Origin of the sequence: Photobacterium sp. SP02, from assembly GCF_038519165.1 — a bacterium.
GTDB classification, from domain to species: Bacteria; Pseudomonadota; Gammaproteobacteria; order Enterobacterales; family Vibrionaceae; genus Photobacterium; species Photobacterium halotolerans.
Genome location: NZ_JASJOJ010000007.1, coordinates 12,492 through 31,245, shown reverse-complemented (window position 1 = coordinate 31,245; position 18,754 = coordinate 12,492). Strand labels below are relative to the sequence as shown.

The following is an 18,754-nucleotide window of genomic DNA, read 5'->3' as shown; positions in this document are numbered from 1 at the left end:
ATTTACTGGTGTTGTTGAGTCAATTGCAAGCCTGTTCTGAGCGCAGACGGCGTTTTTGTCGGTTTGCAGACAACTTATTCAATACTGGCTCCTTGCAGCCAGGCCGATGATTCGAAGCGTTCGAGGACTGAACCGCTTTAGGATCAACAGATCCTAGGACAAAGGAGAGATAATAATTATGGCTGACATGGCTTTCAAACCCTGGGAAAAAGGGCTGAGTAATATCAGGTTAGTGCCCAAACTCATCGTACTGATGGTATTCAGTACCTTCTTACTGGTAGGGAAACAATTATGGGACGCCAGTATTTTCTACCAGTCAGTAATTGATATTCAGAAAGAGCAAGTTCGAGAGCAGGCGCAAAAACAAGCGGCTATGTTCAGCAGCCTCTTGTCTCAGGGCGAGCAGGGACAGGCGATGGCCCTGGCTGCGGTGCAGGCGCAAAAAAGTGCGGACGGTGCCTATTACTATCTGGTCAACACAGAAAACGGCCGGGTGCTGGGTCACCCCGGCGCTGAGCAGGTCAAGGCGCTGAGCCGCTCCGCCGAAGATGGCCAGCCGCTCGGCTCTGTGTTATCGCAGCTCAACAGTGAGCGTGCCCTGACTCTGGACGGCGGCAAACGGTTTGAATATGCGGTGCCACTGGCCGGCAGCGGTCACTGGTTAGTGATCGCTTCACAGTCTGCCGATGATGCGGACAGCTACTACAGTGCCTATATGGTGCAGATAGCCTGGCAGACGGCCTTGATGATCCTGGCTTTCATGATGTTGTTGTTAGGGGCTGCCAGCCTGATGCTGCGTCAGACCGGTTACCTGGCCGATGCCATTAAGCGCCTGGCCAACCGCGATCTTTCTCAGCCGATAGTGATGAACTGTCAGGATGAATACGGGGATTTGGCGCGCGAACTGGAACGTACCCGCATCCAGCTCAAAGCGGTGATTCAGAATCAACGCAGCGTTTCGGGTGAACTGCATGAGCTGGCGGATGTGATGTCAATGAGCATGCAGGAAACCAAAGAGTCGGCGCAGGAAGAGTTTCATGAGATTGACCAGCTGGCTTCTGCCATGAGCGAAATGACCTCTACGGTGCAAACCGTGGCCGAGCATGCGCGTGAAGCCTCCGGCGCGACAGAAGGAACAGCGAAGCAGGCCCATCAGGGGCAGGAATTTGTGGTGAAAACGATCGCCACCATAGATCAGCTGTCCACCGATATCCGCGCCTCTGCCGAAGCCGTGACCCAGGTCGAAAACCGGGTGGAAAAAATTGGCAGCGTGATTGTCACTATTCAGGGCATTTCTGAACAAACTAACCTGCTGGCGCTCAATGCCGCCATTGAAGCGGCGCGGGCCGGTGATGCCGGGCGAGGATTTGCCGTGGTGGCCGATGAAGTGCGTAACCTGGCGCAGCGCACCCAGGTGGCCACCGTCGAAATTCAGGACATGATTGGTCAGTTGCAAGACAGTGCCAAACAGGCTGTCGGCCTGATGGAGCAAAGTGTGGTTGAGGCGGCAGAAGGGGTGGATCTGGTGACCAGCGCAGGCGGCGAGCTGGATAAGATTGTCCAGCAGGTTCAGCGCATCAATGATATGAACTTCCAGATTGCAACGGCCTCTGAACAGCAAAGCGCGGTGGCGGAAGAGATGAACCAAAACCTCAATAATGTAAGGGAGTTAGTGGAAGCTTCTGTGGTGGTCGTCACTGAGCTGACAGAAACGGCGGATACGATGAAAGGTCAGTCAGCCGATTTGGAACAGAAAATTCAGGCCTTCCGCATCTGACCGATCCCGGACTGTTCTTCGCTTCATTATTAGACTCAGACGCCCACCGACAGGTGGGCGTTGTCGTCGTAATCCGTTATCTTATTGCTTATACCTGAGAAACCTGACCAGGCTCGGGTGATTGACTGCGATGCTGGGCGGACAGCCCTGACTGATTGCCAAGGAATTGATATGACACACGCACTCTTGCAACACGCTGCTGAACGGGCTCTGGAAAAGCTGCAGCAGGCTCACCCTGATGCATTGGCCCAGTGGCCATCGGATTTGAACGACGAACTGAGTGCCGTGCTCGGTCTCAGTGAGTTCATACAGACCTCTCTGGTGCAGGATGGTGATTTACTGTCCTGGCTGCCCCAAACCCTGGCTGTCGGGGAGCGCGCCGAGCAATACCGTTCTGAGCTCAGGGAGGCCCTGTCAGCAGTGGTCGGCGAAACCGTGTTGTTAAGGGAGCTGCGCGCCTTTCGTCGTCGTGAAATGGTGTGGATTGCCTGGCGCGATTTTACCGGCCGCGCCACCCTGAGCCAAAGCCTGTCGCACCTGTCCTGCCTGGCCGAGGCGCTGATCATGGAAGCTTATCACTGGCTCTACGCGCAGTGTTGCCAAGAATATGGCACCCCAGTCAATGCGGACGGTGAGCCCCAGCCGATGCTGATCCTGGGCATGGGCAAACTGGGTGGCGGTGAGCTGAATTTCTCTTCAGATATCGATTTGATTTTTACCTATCCGGAAAACGGCGAAACTCAGGGCGGACGGCGCAGCATTGCCAACGCCCAGTTTTTTACCCGTCTGGGACAAAGACTGATCAAGGCACTGGATCAACAGACAGTTGACGGCTTTTGCTATCGGGTCGACATGCGTCTGCGCCCGTTTGGTGACAGCGGCCCGCTGGTGATGAGCTACGCCGCACTGGAAGATTACTATCAGGAACAGGGCCGGGAGTGGGAACGCTACGCCATGATCAAAGCCAAAGTCATGGGCAACGAAAGCGCCGGCCATTATCAGGCTCTGCGGCAGATGCTGCGTCCTTTTGTCTTCCGCCGCTATATTGATTTCAGCGCGATACAGTCACTGCGCCGGATGAAATCGATGATCAGCTCAGAGGTTCGCCGCCGCGGTCTGAGCAATAACATCAAACTCGGCGCGGGCGGGATCCGCGAAGTCGAATTTATCGCGCAATCCTTCCAGTTGATCCGTGGCGGGCGGGAGCCCAGCCTGCGCCACCGCGGCCTGCGGGAAACGCTGGATGCGGTCAACGCGCTGGGATTATTGCCGGCAGCGCAGGTGCAGCATCTGGAGCAGGGGTATGCTTTTCTGCGCCGTCTGGAAAACCTGTTGCAGGCCATCAATGACAAACAGACGCAGACACTGCCGGATACCGAGCTGGACAGAATCCGGCTTGCTACCGCGATGGGGTGCCCAGACTGGCACGGCCTGCAACAGCAGATTCAGCAGCACATGGCTGAGATCCATCAAGTGTTCGACGAGATTATCGGCGTCGATGAGGAAGACAGTCAGGACGCCGCGGCGCAGCCTTATCATGAAATGTGGACCATGATTGAGGATGAAGAGCTGGTAACAGCGATTCTGAATGATGTTGCCGCCCCGGATAGCGCCCGCCAGGCCGAAGTGCTGAGCCATATGAAAGCGGAGCTGGCCAAGCGCACTATAGGGCCGAGAGGCCGTGAAGTGCTGGCCCGCCTGATGCCGGAAGTGCTGGTGCGTATTGTCACCCGTGCAGATGCACCTGTGGTGCTGGATCGTGTCGCCCGGCTGATTGTCCGCATTGCCACCCGGACCACTTATCTGGAATTGCTGAGCGAACATCCCGGCGCGCTGGATCACCTGGTCCGGCTCTGTGCGGCCAGCTCTATGGTGGCAGAGCAGCTGGCTCAGTACCCTATTCTGCTCGATGAATTGCTTGACCCTCAGCACTTGTACAATCCAGTGCCTCTGGATCAGTATCAGCCTGAGCTGCAAGAGTACCTGGCGCGAATTCCGGAAGAGGACATGGAGCAGCAGATGGAAGCCATCCGCCAGTTTAAGCAGGCGCAGTTATTGCGCATTGCGGCGGCGGACATTGCTGATGTGCTGCCCCTGATGAAAGTCAGCGATCACCTGACCTATCTGGCGGAAGCGATTATCAGTGCTGTGGTCAAGCAGGCCTGGTTACAGATGGTGGCTAAGTATGGTGAGCCGTCACACCTGGCTGAGCGTAACAGTACAGGTTTCGGTGTGATCGGCTACGGTAAGCTGGGGGGGCTGGAGCTGGGCTACGGTTCCGATCTGGATCTGGTCTTCCTGCATGACTGCCCGACAGAGGTGTACACCAATGGCGATAAAGCCATTGACGGTCGCCAGTTTTACCTGCGGCTGACGCAGAGAATCGTCCATCTGTTCTCTACCCGTACCTCATCCGGCGTACTGTATGAGGTTGATGTCCGTTTGCGTCCGTCTGGCGCATCCGGTTTGCTGGTCAGTCCGCTGGACGCCTTTGCGGCCTATCAGGCACAGGAAGCCTGGACCTGGGAGCATCAGGCACTGGTGCGTGCGCGTATAGTGTATGGCGATCCGGTGCTCAGGGCCGGTTTTGACAAGGTCAGAGCGGACATACTGTCGCGCCCGCGTGACGCCGAGGCGCTGCGCCAGGAGGTGATGGAGATGCGCGAGAAAATGCGCCAGCACCTCGGCACCAAAAAACCGGGGCAGTTTGGCCTGAAACAGGATCCCGGCGGCATTACGGACATTGAATTTATCACTCAGTATCTGGTGCTACGCCATTGCGCCGGCCAGCCGGCACTCACCCGCTGGTCGGACAATATTCGTTTGTTTGAAACCATGGCAGCCAAAGGGGTGCTGGAAGAGGAGCAGGCGATGGCGCTGATTCAGGCCTACTGCACGCTGCGTGATGACATTCACCGCCTGAATTTGCTCGGCCACGATGCCTATGTCGATGACAGCCAGTTTACGGCAGAGCGACACCTGGTGACGCAACTGTGGCAAACCATTTTTCGGCCTGAACCCAACACGGCACCCGAGTGTTAACCCGATGCCAGTGACATGCCCTGCCTGTATGCAGTACAGGCTTTTATGCTAATATTCCGCTGTTTTTACCGTTCCGGAGAGAAGAATGAAACTGACACTGCCTGATTATGACCAAGCCAGTGTGCTGGTTGTGGGTGATGTAATGCTGGATCGCTACTGGACTGGCCCGACTGGACGGATTTCACCGGAAGCGCCGGTACCCGTTGTGAAAGTGGACCAGATTGAAGAACGTCCCGGTGGTGCAGCCAACGTAGCCATGAACATTGCCGCCCTGGGCGGCCACGCTCGCCTGGTTGGCCTGACAGGTATTGATGATGCTGCGCGGGCGCTCAATGAAAAGTTGGCATCGCTCAAAGTGCGTTGTGATTTTGTCTCCCTGCCGGATTATCCCACCATCACTAAGCTGCGCGTGATGAGCCGCGGGCAGCAACTGATCCGCCTGGATTTTGAAGAAGGTTTCCACGATGTGGATGCCGACCTGATTCTGCCACGGCTGGAACAGGCGTTGCCGAACGTAAAGGCAATGATCCTGTCTGACTATGCCAAAGGGGCGCTGGAACATGTCCGCGCGATGATCGAACTGGGACGCCGCTTCGGTGTGGCAGTGCTGATCGACCCGAAAGGGACTGATTTCGAGCGTTATCGCGGCGCGACTATGCTGACTCCCAACCTGACTGAATTCGAAGCGGTTGCCGGTAAAGCGAAAACCGATGAAGAGTTGGTGGAAAAAGGGCTGGCGTTGATCGAGCAGTTTGATCTGGAGGCCTTGCTGGTCACGCGTAGCGAGCACGGCATGACCTTGCTGCAGAAAGGCCAGGAGCCGCTGCACATGCCTACACAGGCCAAAGAGGTGTACGATGTCACCGGTGCCGGCGATACAGTGATTTCGGTACTGGCGGCTTCGCTGTCGGCCGGTAAATCCCTGTCTGATGCCTGCAAGCTGGCCAATGCCGCCGCCGGCGTAGTGGTCGGTAAGCTGGGTACTTCAACCCTCTCGACCATTGAGCTGACCAATGCGGTGCACGGCAGCCAGGACAGTGGGTTTGGTGTCATGGCCGAAAGCCAGCTCAAACAAGCAGTACTGGCGGCCAAGGCCCGTGGCGAAAAAGTAGTGATGACCAATGGCTGCTTTGACATCCTGCATGCCGGGCACGTTGCTTATCTGAACGAGGCCGCCAAGCTGGGTGATCGCCTGATTGTGGCGGTGAACGCTGACAGTTCAGTGCGGGCTCTGAAAGGGGCAGGACGTCCGGTGAACCCTGAAGATCGTCGTATGGCCGTACTGGCCGGACTGTCTGCGGTAGACTGGGTCGTGCCGTTTAAAGAAGATACGCCTCAGCGCCTGATCAGTGAGATCCTGCCGGATCTGCTGGTGAAGGGCGGTGATTATAAACCTGAGCAAATTGCCGGCGGCCAGGAAGTGATTGCCAACGGCGGTGAAGTACGTGTACTGAACTTTGAAGACGGCTGTTCAACCACAGAAATTATCGAAGCGATTCGCGGCGGTAAAGGCTGATAGCCTGATCATCAAAACAAAAAAAGCGCCATTGCAGGCGCTTTTTTTGTTTCAGTATTGCAGTCTTTTTTGCGGTCTTATTTTTTGACCGGGATAAGACCTGTGTTGACATCCAGAATGTCCTGCTCATTGAGCGAGCCGACAGCCTGCTTGAGCTGCAGCTGGCTGATGATGTAATCGTAGCGGGCTGTGGCCAGCTGACGGTTGGCATCATACAAACGGCGGGTTGCGTCCAGAACGTCAACAATAGTACGGGTACCGACATCAAAACCGGCTTCGGTGGCTTCCAGTGCTGAACGGGCCGAGATCACCGACTGCTGGTAAGCTTTCAGAGCGCCGATCGAGGCGTTGATGTTGTTATAGAAAGCCCGCACATTTTTGACTACGCCGCGGTAGGTTTCTTCCAGGGTTTCACTAGAGGAGACGTAAGCGTATTGGGCTTGTTTCACTTCAGAGGTCACCCGGCCACCCGTGTAAACCGGCAGATTCAGGTTAATGCCTGCAGAAATGGTGCCTTCATCGCTGCTTTGGCCTTGCTGCATGTCGTTGTAGCTGTAGCCGGCATCAAAGCTCAGGGTTGGCAAATGTCCCGATTCAGCCAGTGCAATACGGTCGCGCGAGACGTCCTGGGCAATACGGGCACTCAGCAGTGTCAGGTTTTCGCTTTCTGCGTTTTCAAGCAAGGTACGAACTGTATTGTTCGGGCTGCTGGCGGAGAAGCGCTGGGTATCCAGGACAGACAGATTCTGATGTGCCTGACCTGTGATTTCACGCAGTTCTTCATAGCTGTTGGTCAGGGCGTTTTCTTTCAGAATTTCATCAGCCAGAACGCTGTCATACTGAGCCTGTGCATCGTGCACGTCAGTAATGGCAGACAAGCCGACTTCAAAGCGCTGTTTGGTCTGTTCCAGCTGACGGCCAACGGCCGCTTTTTCGGCACGAACGAACTCTAAATCGTCCATTGCACGCAATACTGAGAAGTAGGCGGTGGATACACGCAAAATCAGGTTTTGCTGCGCGACGGCATAGCTGGCATCGCTTTGACGGGCTTGTTTCTCGCTGATATCAAGGTTGACCCAGCTGGCGCGATTATACAGCGACTGGCTCAGGCTCAGGCCACCGGTAAATCCTTCATCATCATAGTCCAGGCGGGAGGCCTGCAATCCGGCAGTCAGATTGATTTGAGGCAATAGCGTACTGCGGGATGAATTAATCGCTTCGAAAGCGGTATCTTTATCAGCCGCGGCCCGTAGCAGCTGAGGGTCGTTCTGTTTGGCTTGTTCATAGATATCGGCAAGATCGTCAGCCATGGCAAATGGGCTGAGGCTACCCAGTGCTAAGCCTAGATAAAGCGGAAGCAATTTTTTCATGAATGCTTTTTCCTGGTCCTGACAAAATAATGTGCAATGTTCAGTTTACCTGATGATACCTTGCTTGAAACTGATCAATTGTGATTTTTTTGTGCAAATTTAACAAAAGAACATGCTGTTTATTGAAGGAAATTGCAATCTTTTTGTACAAGTGTCGCAACGGTAGTGGTTGATTTCCATCATTAGCCAGCAAAAATTTACTTGTAAGAAAGTAATATTGTACCAGTTTAACATTAGTCGCCAGATCACGGGTGTTCATTTTCGAGTCTGGTTAAATATTACTGCAACATTTATCAAAAAAGTTGAGCTCAGCCATTGCGTCATAATAGCGATGAATGGAAAAATGCCGTTTTGGTTTACTGTGACCCCGAGTGAGCCTGAGCGATAATCGTGAAAGGTCCATGACATGGAGATGACTGATGTCTGACTCGTCCAGAAATAATCCGGGAGCGCTCGGCGCGATGGATGTCGAAGTGGAGCATGAAGAAACGCGTTATCAGGGTTTCTTTAGCCTGAAGGCATTCCGTTTTCGCCATCGCTTGTTTGCCGGCGGCTGGAGCCAGACTCTGAGCCGGGAACTGCTGGACCGCGGCCATGCGGCGGCCCTGCTGCCGTACGATCCTGTGCGTGATCAGGTGGTACTGGTGGAACAGTTCCGAATTGGCGCCCTGGTGGGCGATTGCCAGCCCTGGCAACTGGAAATTGTGGCCGGGATCATTGAGCCGGGCGAAAACCCGGAAGAGGTGGTCAGCCGGGAAGCGGTGGAAGAAGCGGGCATCCAGGTAGATCAACTTGCCCATATCACTCGCTATTTGTCCAGCTCAGGCGGGTGCTCGGAAACCCTGAGCGTCTATGCCGGTTGTGTCGACAGCCGTCTGGCAGCCGGTATTCACGGGCTTGAAGACGAAGGTGAGGATATCAAGGTGCATGTGGTCAGCCGTGAAGAAGCGTATGATTGGGTGGTGTCTGGTAAAATAGAAAATGCAGCCAGCATCATTGCGCTACAATGGTTGCAATTACACTATCACCAACTGCAGGCCGATTGGGTTAAGGACGAGTTGTGAACAGAAGGTACACGGTCGATCTCGCGGGTATCATGCGTTTATATGAAACCAACTATGCGAAGTTGCTTCCATTACTGCCAAAAAGTGAAGCGGTAGGGGAGGAGTGTGCCTATCAGGTCGGCGGCCATGATTATAAGCTCAGGATATTGGAATCAACCCGCTACACCACGCTGATTCAGCTGCAAATGGAAACCGATGCAGGCTTGCCTGAATACCTGGTACCTACCTTTAAAGTGCGGCTTTATCATGACGCCAGGGTGGCAGAAGTGTGTTCTATTCAGCAGATTTCACGTTTGAAGCCAAGGTATGATTACCCCAATATGCGGATGCACCAAAAAGATGAAAAACATCAGGTTAATCGCTTTTTGGGAGATTGGCTGGCTTACTGCCTGAAGAACGGTCTCAGTAAGCAATCGGTTTATTAACGATTTCATTCAACAAGGTTTTGACGTTTTGCAGACCTATTCTCTGCCGCAGGATAATTCAGATAGTGTACTTTTGCTGCAACTGACCGACACCCATTTGTTTGCGGATGCCACAGGCAGCCTGCTGGGCGTAGCAACAAAAGACAGCTTTCATGCCGTACTCGACGAAGTGGCGGCCCAGTTACGCCCGTTTGATGCCATTATTGCAACGGGTGATATCTCGCAGGATCACACACCGGCCTCCTACCAGCGCTTTGCCGATGGGATCGGGCGCTGGGTGCAGCCCTGCTTCTGGCTGCCCGGCAATCACGACTATCAACCCAGCATGAAAAGCGTGCTGCCTTCACCGCAGATCAAAGCCTGTGATCAGGTGCTGGCCGGTGAGCGCTGGCAGGTGATCCTGCTCGACAGTCAGGTGGTGGGCGTACCGCACGGTGAATTAAGTCAGGCGCAGCTTCAGATGCTGGATCAGGCTCTGGCCGCTCACCCGGACCGCCATGCGCTGGTGCTGCTGCATCATCATCCACTGGCAGCCGGCAGCCGCTGGCTGGATCAGCATCAGCTGAAAAATCATCAGGCTTTTTGGCAGGTGGTCTCTGAGTATCCTCAGGTGAAAGCCGTGTTATGCGGACATATTCACCAGGAACTGGATGTGCTGCATCAGGGGGTTCGGGTGCTGGCCACGCCATCGACCTGTATCCAGTTTAAACCTGACTCCAACGATTTTGCTCTGGATCAGTCTAACCCCGGATGGCGCTGGCTGAGCCTGCAAGCGAACGGCGAGATTGATACCAAAGTCGAGCGGGTGCGCCAGCGCAGTTTCTCGCCGCAGTTTGACGCCGCAGGTTACTGATGGAATCTTTACTGCTTTATCTGCACGGTTTCAACAGCTCGCCGCAATCGATGAAAGCCCGGCTGATGGCACAATACTGCCGGGCGAGCCGGCCTGATATCCGGCTCGAGATCCCACAATTACCCTCTTACCCGAGCCAGGCGGCGCACGCTATTGATACATTAGTGACTGAGTTAAAGCCGACATATCGCATTGGCCTGGTGGGCAGTTCGCTGGGCGGCTATCTGGCCACCTGGCTGAGCCAGCGGCATCACTTGCCTGCTGTGCTGGTTAACCCGGCCGTGAAGCCTTTTGAGCTGCTGGCAGATTATCTGGGTGAGCAGGTAAACCCGTATACGCAAGAAAAGTACGCCTTGTCGCCGGTTCACATGGATGAGCTGAAGCTGCTGGAGATGCCTGAGCTGAATCAGCCGGATTTACTGTGGTTGTTGCAGCAGGAAGGTGATGAGGTGCTGGACTACCGTCAGGCGGTGGAAAAGTATGCAGCCTGTCGTCAGACGGTAGAACCGAACGGCGATCACAGTTTCATTGGATTTAATCGTTATCCCGCCGATATTGTCCGCTTTTTAGGTTTATAACTGTTTCGCAGCGTGCTTTTTGGCACGGCATTGTTTATTGACTCGTATTAGCCTCAGCTTGACATCAAGGCTGAGGTTACTGACTATTGTGGCAACATTTTCTCGTAACTTTCCGAATCTATGACAGACCAAAGCTATAACGCTGGAGCCATTGAGGTTCTGAACGGCCTAGAGCCGGTTCGACGTCGCCCTGGCATGTATACCGACACGGCGCGGCCAAACCACCTGGGTCAGGAAGTCATCGACAACAGTGTCGATGAAGCCCTGGCTGGCCATGCCAGGAAAGTCGAAGTGATCCTGCACGATGATCAATCGCTTGAGGTGATTGATGACGGTCGGGGTATGCCTGTGGATATTCACCCGGAAGAAGGGGTATCCGGGGTCGAGCTGATCCTGTGTAAACTCCACGCAGGCGGCAAATTCTCTAACAAAAACTACCAGTTCTCAGGCGGCTTGCACGGGGTCGGTATCTCTGTGGTGAACGCCCTGTCTAAGCGCGTCGAAGTCACGGTCAAACGTGACGGACAGGTGTATCAGATTGCGTTTGAAAACGGCGATAAAGTCAGTGAACTCGAAGTCATTGATACCTGCGGCCGTCGCGCCAAGGGGACGCGTGTTCATTTCTGGCCGGATGGTAAGTATTTCGACAGCCCGAAGTTTTCAGTCAGCCGCCTGAAAAGCGTGCTGAAAGCCAAGGCGGTACTGTGCCCTGGCCTGGAAATTGTCTTCACCGACAAATTAGCCAACGAAACCCTGCGCTGGTGCTACGAAGATGGCCTGAAAGATTACCTGTTTGAAGGGGTCAAGGGCTATACCCTGCTGCCGGAACCCCCCTTTACCGGGGTCTTTAGCGGACAGACCGAAGCGGCCGACTGGGCCGTGGTCTGGTTGCCGGAAGGCGGTGAGTTAATCACTGAAAGCTATGTGAACCTGATCCCAACGGCGCAGGGCGGCACGCATGTTAACGGCCTGCGTCAGGGCTTGCTGGATGCGATGCGGGAATTTTGTGAATTCCGTAACCTGCTGCCGCGCGGGGTGAAACTGACGGCTGAGGATATCTGGGAGCGCTGTGCCTATGTGCTGTCGGTGAAAATGCAGGATCCGCAGTTTGCCGGTCAGACCAAAGAACGCCTGTCATCCCGTCAGTGTGCGGCCTTTGTCTCGGGCGTGGTCAAAGATGCGTTCAGCCTGTGGCTCAATGAGCGCCCGCAAATTGCCGAACAGCTGGCGGAATTGTGTATTGCCAATGCCCATCGCCGGATGCGTGCCAGCAAGAAAGTGGTGCGTAAGAAAATCACCAGCGGACCGGCATTACCGGGCAAACTGGCCGACTGTTCGATGCAGGATCTGAATAAAACCGAACTTTTCCTGGTGGAAGGTGACTCAGCAGGCGGTTCCGCCAAACAGGCTCGTGATCGTGTGTTTCAGGCGATCATGCCGTTGCGCGGTAAGATTTTGAACACCTGGGAAGTGTCGGCGGATCAGGTACTGGCCTCACAGGAAGTCCATGATATTTCAGTGGCGCTGGGGATTGACCCGGACAGTGATGATCTGAGCGGCCTGCGCTACGGTAAGATTTGTGTGCTGGCCGATGCCGACTCGGATGGTCTGCATATCGCCACCTTGTTATGTGCGCTGTTCATGAAGCATTTTGAAGCCTTGGTACGAGCCGGTCATGTGTACATCGCCATGCCGCCTTTGTACCGTATCGATCTGGGGAAAGAAGTGTATTACGCCCTGGACGAGGCGGAGAAAGAAGGCATTCTCGATCGCCTCAGCGGCAAACGCGGCAAAGTGAATGTGCAGCGCTTTAAAGGTCTGGGTGAGATGAACCCCTTACAGCTGCGTGAAACCACTATGGATCCCAATACGCGCCGTTTGGTGCAACTGACAGTGGATGATGACGAGCAGACTATCCTGATGATGGATATGTTGCTGGGTAAAAAACGCGCTGAAGACCGCCGTAGCTGGCTGCAGAGTAAGGGTGATCTGGCCGACGTGGAAGTCTGAGCCTCGCCAATTGATGATTTCCGCCTGCCGGTCAGACCGGCAGGTATCAGGACAACACGGATTTAGCCACCATGACTGATGTCTCAATGGAAGGTATCGAGCAGCTGCCGCTGCGCAAGTTTACTGAAGATGCCTATCTGAATTACTCCATGTACGTAATCATGGACCGGGCCCTGCCGTTTATCGGCGATGGCCTGAAACCGGTACAACGCCGGATTATTTACGCTATGTCAGAGCTGGGCCTGAGCGCCACAGCCAAATACAAGAAATCGGCCCGTACTGTCGGTGACGTTCTGGGTAAATACCACCCGCACGGCGACTCGGCCTGCTACGAAGCCATGGTACTGATGGCGCAGCCCTTCTCATACCGTTACCCGCTGGTGGACGGTCAGGGGAACTGGGGTGCCCCGGATGATCCGAAATCGTTCGCCGCGATGCGTTATACCGAATCGCGTCTGTCCCGTTTCTCTGAAATCCTGCTGAGCGAGCTGGGTCAGGGCACGGTGGAGTGGGGACTGAACTTCGACGGCACCATGAAAGAGCCGACTATGCTGCCAGCCCGGCTGCCGCATATTTTACTCAATGGGGTGACAGGTATTGCCGTGGGTATGGCGACCGATATTCCGCCGCATAACGCTCGTGAAGTGGCCAATGCCGTGGTGCATCTGATTGAGCATCCGCAGGCGGATCTGGATGCCCTGATGGAATTCGTCAAAGGCCCGGATTACCCGACGGAAGCGGAAATCACCTCTTCGAGCGAGGATCTGAAAAGAATTTACCGTACCGGTAAAGGCAGCGTGAAGATGCGGGCTGTGTGGTCGAAGGACAACGGCGAAATCATTATCACTGCACTGCCGCATCAGGTATCCGGCTCTAAGTTGCTGGAGCAGATTGCCGGCATGATGCGCGCCAAGAAGCTGCCGCTGGTGGAAGACTTGCGTGACGAGTCGGATCACGAGAACCCGACCCGCATTGTCATCGTTCCGCGTTCAAACCGGGTCGACGCCGAGCAGCTGATGGAGCACCTCTTTGCCTCGACCGATCTGGAAAAGAGCTTCCGGGTGAACCTCAACATGCTGGGGCTGGATGGCCGTCCTCAGGTGAAAGGCCTGGTGACCATCTTGTCAGAATGGCTGGTCTTCCGCCGCGAAACCGTGCGCCGCCGTTTGCAGCACCGTCTGGATAAAGTGCTGGCGCGCCTGCACATTCTTGAAGGTTTACTGGCGGCTTATCTCAATATCGACGAAGTGATTGAGATTATCCGCACGGAAGACGATCCGAAAGCTGAGCTGATCAGCCGCTTCGGGCTGAGTGCGACGCAGGCTGAAGCCATTCTTGAGATCAAATTACGCCAGTTAGCCAAGCTGGAAGAGATCAAGATCCGCGGCGAGCAGGATGAGCTGAGCAAAGAGCGTGAGAAGCTGGAACAGCTGCTGGGCTCTGAGCGACGCATGAACACTTTGCTGAAGAAAGAAATTCTGGCCGATGCCGAGACATACGGTGATGATCGCCGTTCGCCGCTGGTTGAGCGTGCGGAAGCCAAGGCGATGACTGAACGTGATTTGCTGCCAAGCGAAGCTATCACTGTGGTGCTGTCCGACAAAGGCTGGATCCGCCACGCCAAAGGGCACGAGGTGGATCCGAGCAGCCTGAACTTTAAGTCTGGCGACAGTTACCTGAGCCATGCCCGCGGTAAGAGTAACCAGCCTGCGATCTTTATTGGCAGCGATGGCCGCAGCTATGCGCTGGAATCCCATACACTGCCCTCGGCGCGGAGTCAGGGCGAACCTGTGACCGGTCGTCTCAATATTACGGCCGGCAGCAGCGTGCGTCAGGTGCTGATGTCCGAAGAAGAGCAATACTGGCTGATGGCCTCTGATGCCGGTTATGGCTTTGTCTGCAAGGCCAGCGATATGATCTCCAAGAACCGCAATGGTAAGGCCTTGCTGTCCGTTCCGGCGGAATGTGAGGTGATGCCGCCCCAGCCGATCTCGGATCTGAGCAAAGATCAGGTGCTGGCGATTACCAATGAAGGCCGCATGCTGATCTTCCCGATCCAGGATCTGCCGCAACTGGGTAAAGGCAAGGGCAACAAGATTATCAACATTCCGTCGGCCAGAGCCAAAGCCAGGGAAGAGTTTCTGTCTCACTTACTGGTCTTACCGGCAGGCAGCGAGCTGACCCTGTATGCAGGTAAACGTAAGCTGGGCCTGAAAGTGTCGGATCTTGAGAATTTCTATGGTGAGCGTGGCAGAAGAGGCGCTATGCTGCCTCGCGGTCTGCAGCGGGTCACCAGTTATGAAATTGCGTATCCGGATCAGAATGAAGACAGCTGATTGCCATTCGCCGTCAGCGCATCAGACTCAATAAGCCTCGTTCAGAGGCTTATTTTATTTGCGCTTTAGCGAACGGAAATGGCGTCAGGATCAAACAAAAAAGCCGTGATAAGGGTGTAATTTCCCTTTGACTGAGTATACTAGCGCACGCTTGTACGCTGAGGAGAATCTGATGATTGCTGTATTACGACTGTTGGCACTTACGCTGTTTGCCATCGTCATGTTTGTGTTTGGCTGTGGTTACTGCCTGTTAAGCCCGCGTAACCCGAAACACGTCCACACTATTGCGCTGTATTTCGCGAAAATGGCCCGCTTTCTGGGCATTAAACTGGAATTACGGGTTGCGGACGCCGCGCGGGAAGTCGGTCCGAGCGTACATATAGGCAACCATCAGAATAACTATGATTTGTTTACGATTTCAGGCGCCGTGCTGCCACGCACTGTGACTGTCGGTAAAAAAAGCCTGCTGTGGATGCCGTTATTTGGTCAGTTATACTGGCTGACAGGCAACATTCTGATAGATCGCGCCAATCGCAGTAAAGCGATGGGGACTATCGGTCAGGTGGTGGCTAAAATTAAAGAGCGCAAGGTCTCGGTATGGATGTTCCCGGAAGGTACCCGCTCTCGTGGCCGGGGTCTGTTGCCTTTTAAAACCGGTGCTTTTCATGCCGCCATCGGGGCCGGTGTGCCTGTGGTGCCTATTGTGTGCAGCTCTACCGACAAGGTGAAGTTTAACCGCTGGAATAACGGCGTGGTGATTGTGGAAGTGATGCCGCCTGTCTCAACGGAAGGCATGACCAAAGAAGATGTCCGCGAGCTGTCAGAACACTGTCGCAATCTGATGGCAGCTAAGCTGGATGATCTGAACGCCGAAGCGCAGGCCCGTTCAGCAAAATAACCGTTTTGGGTTGCGTCGAATTTTCAGGAAGGCAGGCCGTTAGGGCCTGTCTTTGTTTTCAGGGCAGTATGACCTTTTAGCCGTCAGAGAGAGGTGAGTGATGAGCCGGGAATACGTGATATTGGTGAATCAGGCCGGTGAGCACCTCGGCCTGGCGGAAAAAATGCAGGCTCACCGTGACGGCAGGCTGCATCTGGCGTTTTCCGTCCTGCTGTACCGCCAGACGGCGTCAGGCAGGGAATATCTGCTGCAACAGCGGGCGTTAGGTAAGTATCACAGCGGTGGTTTATGGACCAATACCTGCTGCTCGCATCCGCGCGACGGTGAGAGTCTGCAGCAGGCGGCAATACGCCGGCTGGGCGAGGAAATGGGGATAGCCGAGGTGGCGCAGTTTGAACAGGTCGCCCGCTTCATTTACCGGGCTGAACTGGATAATGATCTGACAGAGCATGAACTGGATTATGTTCTGGTGGCGGAAACTTCAGATCTGCACATAGTACCTAACCCCGAGGAGGTGATGGCCTATCGCTGGTGGCCGCAAGCGGAGTTAACGGCTTGTCTGAACCGCCAACCGCAGCAGTTCACGGCCTGGTTCAGTCAGGTGTATCACAAGGTGCTGGCAGCACTTAAATAACAAAAAGACGGGCTAACCCGTCTTTATTGGTACTGTGCACTATGCCGGTAAGCCTCAGGCTTTGCGGACCGCAATGGCTTCAATTTCGATTTTGACATCTTTTGGCAGGCGAGCGACTTCCACACAAGAGCGTGCCGGGTAGGAGGCGTGGTTTTCATCAAAGAAATTGCCGTACACTTCATTGACTGTGCCAAAATCGTTCAGATCTTTCACAAATACCGTCATTTTCACGATATCCGCCACTTTCAGCCCTGAAGATTCGACGACCGCTTTGACATTCTCCAGCGACTGGCGAGCCTGAGCGGCGATATCTTCCGGCACTTCTCCCGTGACCGGGTTGACCGGGATCTGGCCCGAGGTCAGAACCATGTTACCGAGATCAACACCCTGAACGTATGGGCCGATAGCGGCAGGTGCTTTGTCTGTGTGCAGTACTTGAGTCATGTTTGATCCTTTTTGGCTTCAACAGAAATGCTTATGGCCTCTAGTGTGCAATGCCTTGACGAACAGGTCAAAAGGTTTGCTAGCGGAACGTGGGATCATTGCTCAGGTTTTGGATGACCTCGGCCGGCGAACGGCTGGTTTCGGGTTTTTCTTCCTGATAGATAGTGGTTGCACTGTGCTGCAGGGCAACATTATTACTGTTTTCATCCGGCGGCGGGAACGAGCCGGACACTGGCGTTGCATAGCTGGTGAGCGGGGAGGCTGCCGCCGCATTGTGAGGGGCGACAAGCGGTGTCAGGCCGTTGCTGCTGTGACTCTGGTTATCGGGCAGACCCAGAGAGTCGGGCACGTCTGTGCTGCGGTTGAGGCGATTGACATAAGGCGAGACCTGAGCGCTGGCCAGCGCCGGGCTGGCTGACACAGGGCGTATGCCCAGCTCCTGCAGCCAGTCAAAAATCAGCGTGGCAGGGACAAACTGGCTGTATCGCGCGGCCGGGCGCAGGTTGGCGAGATCTTCCGGGTTATCGACAATGGCGACCGTAATCCCGACAATTTCCCCGGCGTCATTGAACACAGGGCCGCCGCTCATCCCTGACATGACCGGCGCATCACTCAGTGAATACAGGCAATTGTTATTGGTGTCTATAACATCCTGCAGGTACTTGCCTTTCCCTTCAATGCTGGTTCCGAGCAGAGAGTGGCCCTGATGAACCACGGGCTGATCCGGAAAAATTAACCCCCAGGTCGGTACCTGAGCAGAATCGGTGCGGATCAATGCCAGATCGCACAGCGGGTGATAAATCACATCCCGGTTCCAGGAATAACGTGCCACATGCTTGGCCGTCACCTGCAAATGTGGGGTGACAGGCACGGCTGAGCCAAATCCGCCCAGCAAAATGGGCACGCCGATCACAACCTGCTGGTTGGCCAGATGTTTCGGTGCATCAAAGACGTCCCCGTTTGTCGTCACGCAACCGGACAGGATCAAGCCGGCCAGGATGGCAGGCCGGACGGGGACAAAAGGCCAGAGATAACGATGACAAAACTGCGCACAGATATTCATGCTATGTTCTCGTTGTTGGTCACACTTTCTTTTACAGAACGGGTCGATATCCGTTCGGTACGGATTTTGACATTAAGCGGCACTCTGGCTGTCAAAGAGGCCAAAAGTGGCACTTTTCCTGAGTCTAGAGACGGGGTGCGTGAAAGTATGTTGTCGAACTGAGAATGGCGGAACGGAGGCCGTAAAAGGGGAAAAAACGTGAAAGCCGGCTCAGGGCTGAGTCGGCTTTCTTATTTTTGTCACAAGCGGTTTTTCAGGCATGAATGCCGGAAAATCAGTGGTAATCGGTCACGATGTCGCGCGCGAATACTTTTTCACAGTACTTGCACTTCAGGCGGACTTCATCATGTTTGGTCACCACTTTAAAGCTGCTGTCCACCGGCTCATTGTGAGTAATGCAGTTTGAATTCGGGCACTTAAAGACGGCGTTGATCTGTGACGGCAGCGACAGGGTCAGCTTCTTCACTACTTTATAGTCTTCTATCTGGTTCACTGTCGCCTTGGGGGCGTAGAGCGCCAGCTGGTTAGCCAGCTCCTCATTGAGGAACACATTTTCGATTTTGATCAAATCTTTGGTGCCCTGTACCGAGGAAGGCAGATTGAGGCCAATCGTGACTTTTTCTTCGGCCTGATGCAGTTGGAATAAACGCAGCACTTTAATCCCGACATTGGCAGGGATGTGGTCAATGACAGTACCGTTCTTAATGGCTTCAACCTGAAGTTGGGACTCTTTTGTCATGTGAT

The 18,754-nt window shown here is 54.6% G+C and carries 15 protein-coding genes; 11 read left to right on the top strand and 4 right to left on the bottom strand.

Features of this window, described 5'->3' with window-relative positions; genetic code table 11:
* The first annotated feature begins 178 nt into the window (after nucleotides 1–178).
* The 3 genes from P0Y67_RS04885 (at nucleotide 179) to hldE (ending at nucleotide 6,335) form a co-directional block, all read left to right on the top strand.
* The gene (locus P0Y67_RS04885; protein WP_342390965.1) at nucleotides 179–1,777 is read left to right on the top strand and encodes a methyl-accepting chemotaxis protein; all 1,599 of its coding nucleotides are present in this window, start codon (nucleotides 179–181) and stop codon (nucleotides 1,775–1,777) included.
* 171 nt (nucleotides 1,778–1,948) lie between these two features.
* Nucleotides 1,949–4,819, top strand: a complete 2,871-nt coding sequence (gene glnE / locus P0Y67_RS04880; protein ID WP_342390964.1) for a bifunctional [glutamate--ammonia ligase]-adenylyl-L-tyrosine phosphorylase/[glutamate--ammonia-ligase] adenylyltransferase — start codon at nucleotides 1,949–1,951, stop codon at nucleotides 4,817–4,819.
* An 85-nt stretch (nucleotides 4,820–4,904) separates the two neighbouring features.
* Nucleotides 4,905–6,335, top strand: a complete 1,431-nt coding sequence (gene hldE / locus P0Y67_RS04875; RefSeq protein WP_342390963.1) for a bifunctional D-glycero-beta-D-manno-heptose-7-phosphate kinase/D-glycero-beta-D-manno-heptose 1-phosphate adenylyltransferase HldE — start codon at nucleotides 4,905–4,907, stop codon at nucleotides 6,333–6,335.
* Between the two features lie 77 nt (nucleotides 6,336–6,412).
* Here hldE and tolC read toward each other — a convergent pair whose 3' ends face one another.
* Entirely contained in the window at nucleotides 6,413–7,705 is a 1,293-nt protein-coding gene (gene tolC / locus P0Y67_RS04870) for an outer membrane channel protein TolC (protein ID WP_342390962.1), read from the bottom strand.
* Between the two features lie 419 nt (nucleotides 7,706–8,124).
* Between tolC and nudF the strand changes: the two genes are divergently transcribed.
* From nudF to idi, 8 genes are all read left to right on the top strand, one after another.
* Nucleotides 8,125–8,769 (top strand): ADP-ribose diphosphatase, encoded by a 645-nt coding sequence (gene nudF, locus P0Y67_RS04865; RefSeq protein ID WP_342390961.1) that lies wholly within the window; start codon nucleotides 8,125–8,127, stop codon nucleotides 8,767–8,769.
* The gene (locus P0Y67_RS04860) at nucleotides 8,766–9,194 is read left to right on the top strand and encodes a DUF1249 family protein (RefSeq protein WP_337114373.1); all 429 of its coding nucleotides are present in this window, start codon (nucleotides 8,766–8,768) and stop codon (nucleotides 9,192–9,194) included. Before nudF ends, P0Y67_RS04860 begins: the two co-directional genes overlap by 4 nt.
* A 28-nt stretch (nucleotides 9,195–9,222) precedes the next feature.
* On the top strand, nucleotides 9,223–10,047 hold the full coding sequence (gene cpdA, locus P0Y67_RS04855) for a 3',5'-cyclic-AMP phosphodiesterase (protein ID WP_342390960.1): 825 nt from the start codon (nucleotides 9,223–9,225) through the stop codon (nucleotides 10,045–10,047).
* The gene (gene yqiA / locus P0Y67_RS04850; RefSeq protein WP_342390959.1) at nucleotides 10,047–10,625 is read left to right on the top strand and encodes an esterase YqiA; all 579 of its coding nucleotides are present in this window, start codon (nucleotides 10,047–10,049) and stop codon (nucleotides 10,623–10,625) included. The genes cpdA and yqiA overlap by 1 nt, the downstream gene beginning before the upstream one ends.
* A 120-nt stretch (nucleotides 10,626–10,745) precedes the next feature.
* A complete protein-coding gene (gene parE / locus P0Y67_RS04845; RefSeq protein WP_342390958.1) occupies nucleotides 10,746–12,635 on the top strand; it encodes a DNA topoisomerase IV subunit B in 1,890 nt (629 codons plus the stop codon).
* A gap of 71 nt (nucleotides 12,636–12,706) precedes the next feature.
* Complete coding sequence (parC, locus tag P0Y67_RS04840; protein ID WP_027251912.1) at nucleotides 12,707–14,971, top strand: DNA topoisomerase IV subunit A; 2,265 nt, start codon at nucleotides 12,707–12,709, stop codon at nucleotides 14,969–14,971.
* Nucleotides 14,972–15,143: 172 nt separating this feature from the next.
* A complete protein-coding gene (locus tag P0Y67_RS04835) occupies nucleotides 15,144–15,869 on the top strand; it encodes a 1-acylglycerol-3-phosphate O-acyltransferase (RefSeq protein ID WP_342390957.1) in 726 nt (241 codons plus the stop codon).
* Between the two features lie 100 nt (nucleotides 15,870–15,969).
* Entirely contained in the window at nucleotides 15,970–16,503 is a 534-nt protein-coding gene (idi, locus tag P0Y67_RS04830) for an isopentenyl-diphosphate Delta-isomerase (protein ID WP_342390956.1), read from the top strand.
* A gap of 54 nt (nucleotides 16,504–16,557) precedes the next feature.
* On the opposite strand, the gene P0Y67_RS04825 is transcribed toward idi, so the two are convergent.
* The 3 genes from P0Y67_RS04825 to pyrI all read right to left on the bottom strand — a co-directional run bounded on the left by P0Y67_RS04825 (nucleotide 16,558) and on the right by pyrI (nucleotide 18,749).
* The gene (locus P0Y67_RS04825) at nucleotides 16,558–16,947 is read right to left on the bottom strand and encodes a Rid family detoxifying hydrolase (protein WP_027251909.1); all 390 of its coding nucleotides are present in this window, start codon (nucleotides 16,945–16,947) and stop codon (nucleotides 16,558–16,560) included.
* A 79-nt stretch (nucleotides 16,948–17,026) separates the two neighbouring features.
* Nucleotides 17,027–18,010, bottom strand: coding sequence for a trypsin-like peptidase domain-containing protein (locus P0Y67_RS04820; RefSeq protein ID WP_342390955.1), 984 nt, complete (start codon nucleotides 18,008–18,010; stop codon nucleotides 17,027–17,029).
* 274 nt (nucleotides 18,011–18,284) lie between these two features.
* A complete protein-coding gene (gene pyrI, locus P0Y67_RS04815; RefSeq protein ID WP_337114365.1) occupies nucleotides 18,285–18,749 on the bottom strand; it encodes an aspartate carbamoyltransferase regulatory subunit in 465 nt (154 codons plus the stop codon).
* Between the last annotated feature and the right edge of the window lie 5 nt (nucleotides 18,750–18,754).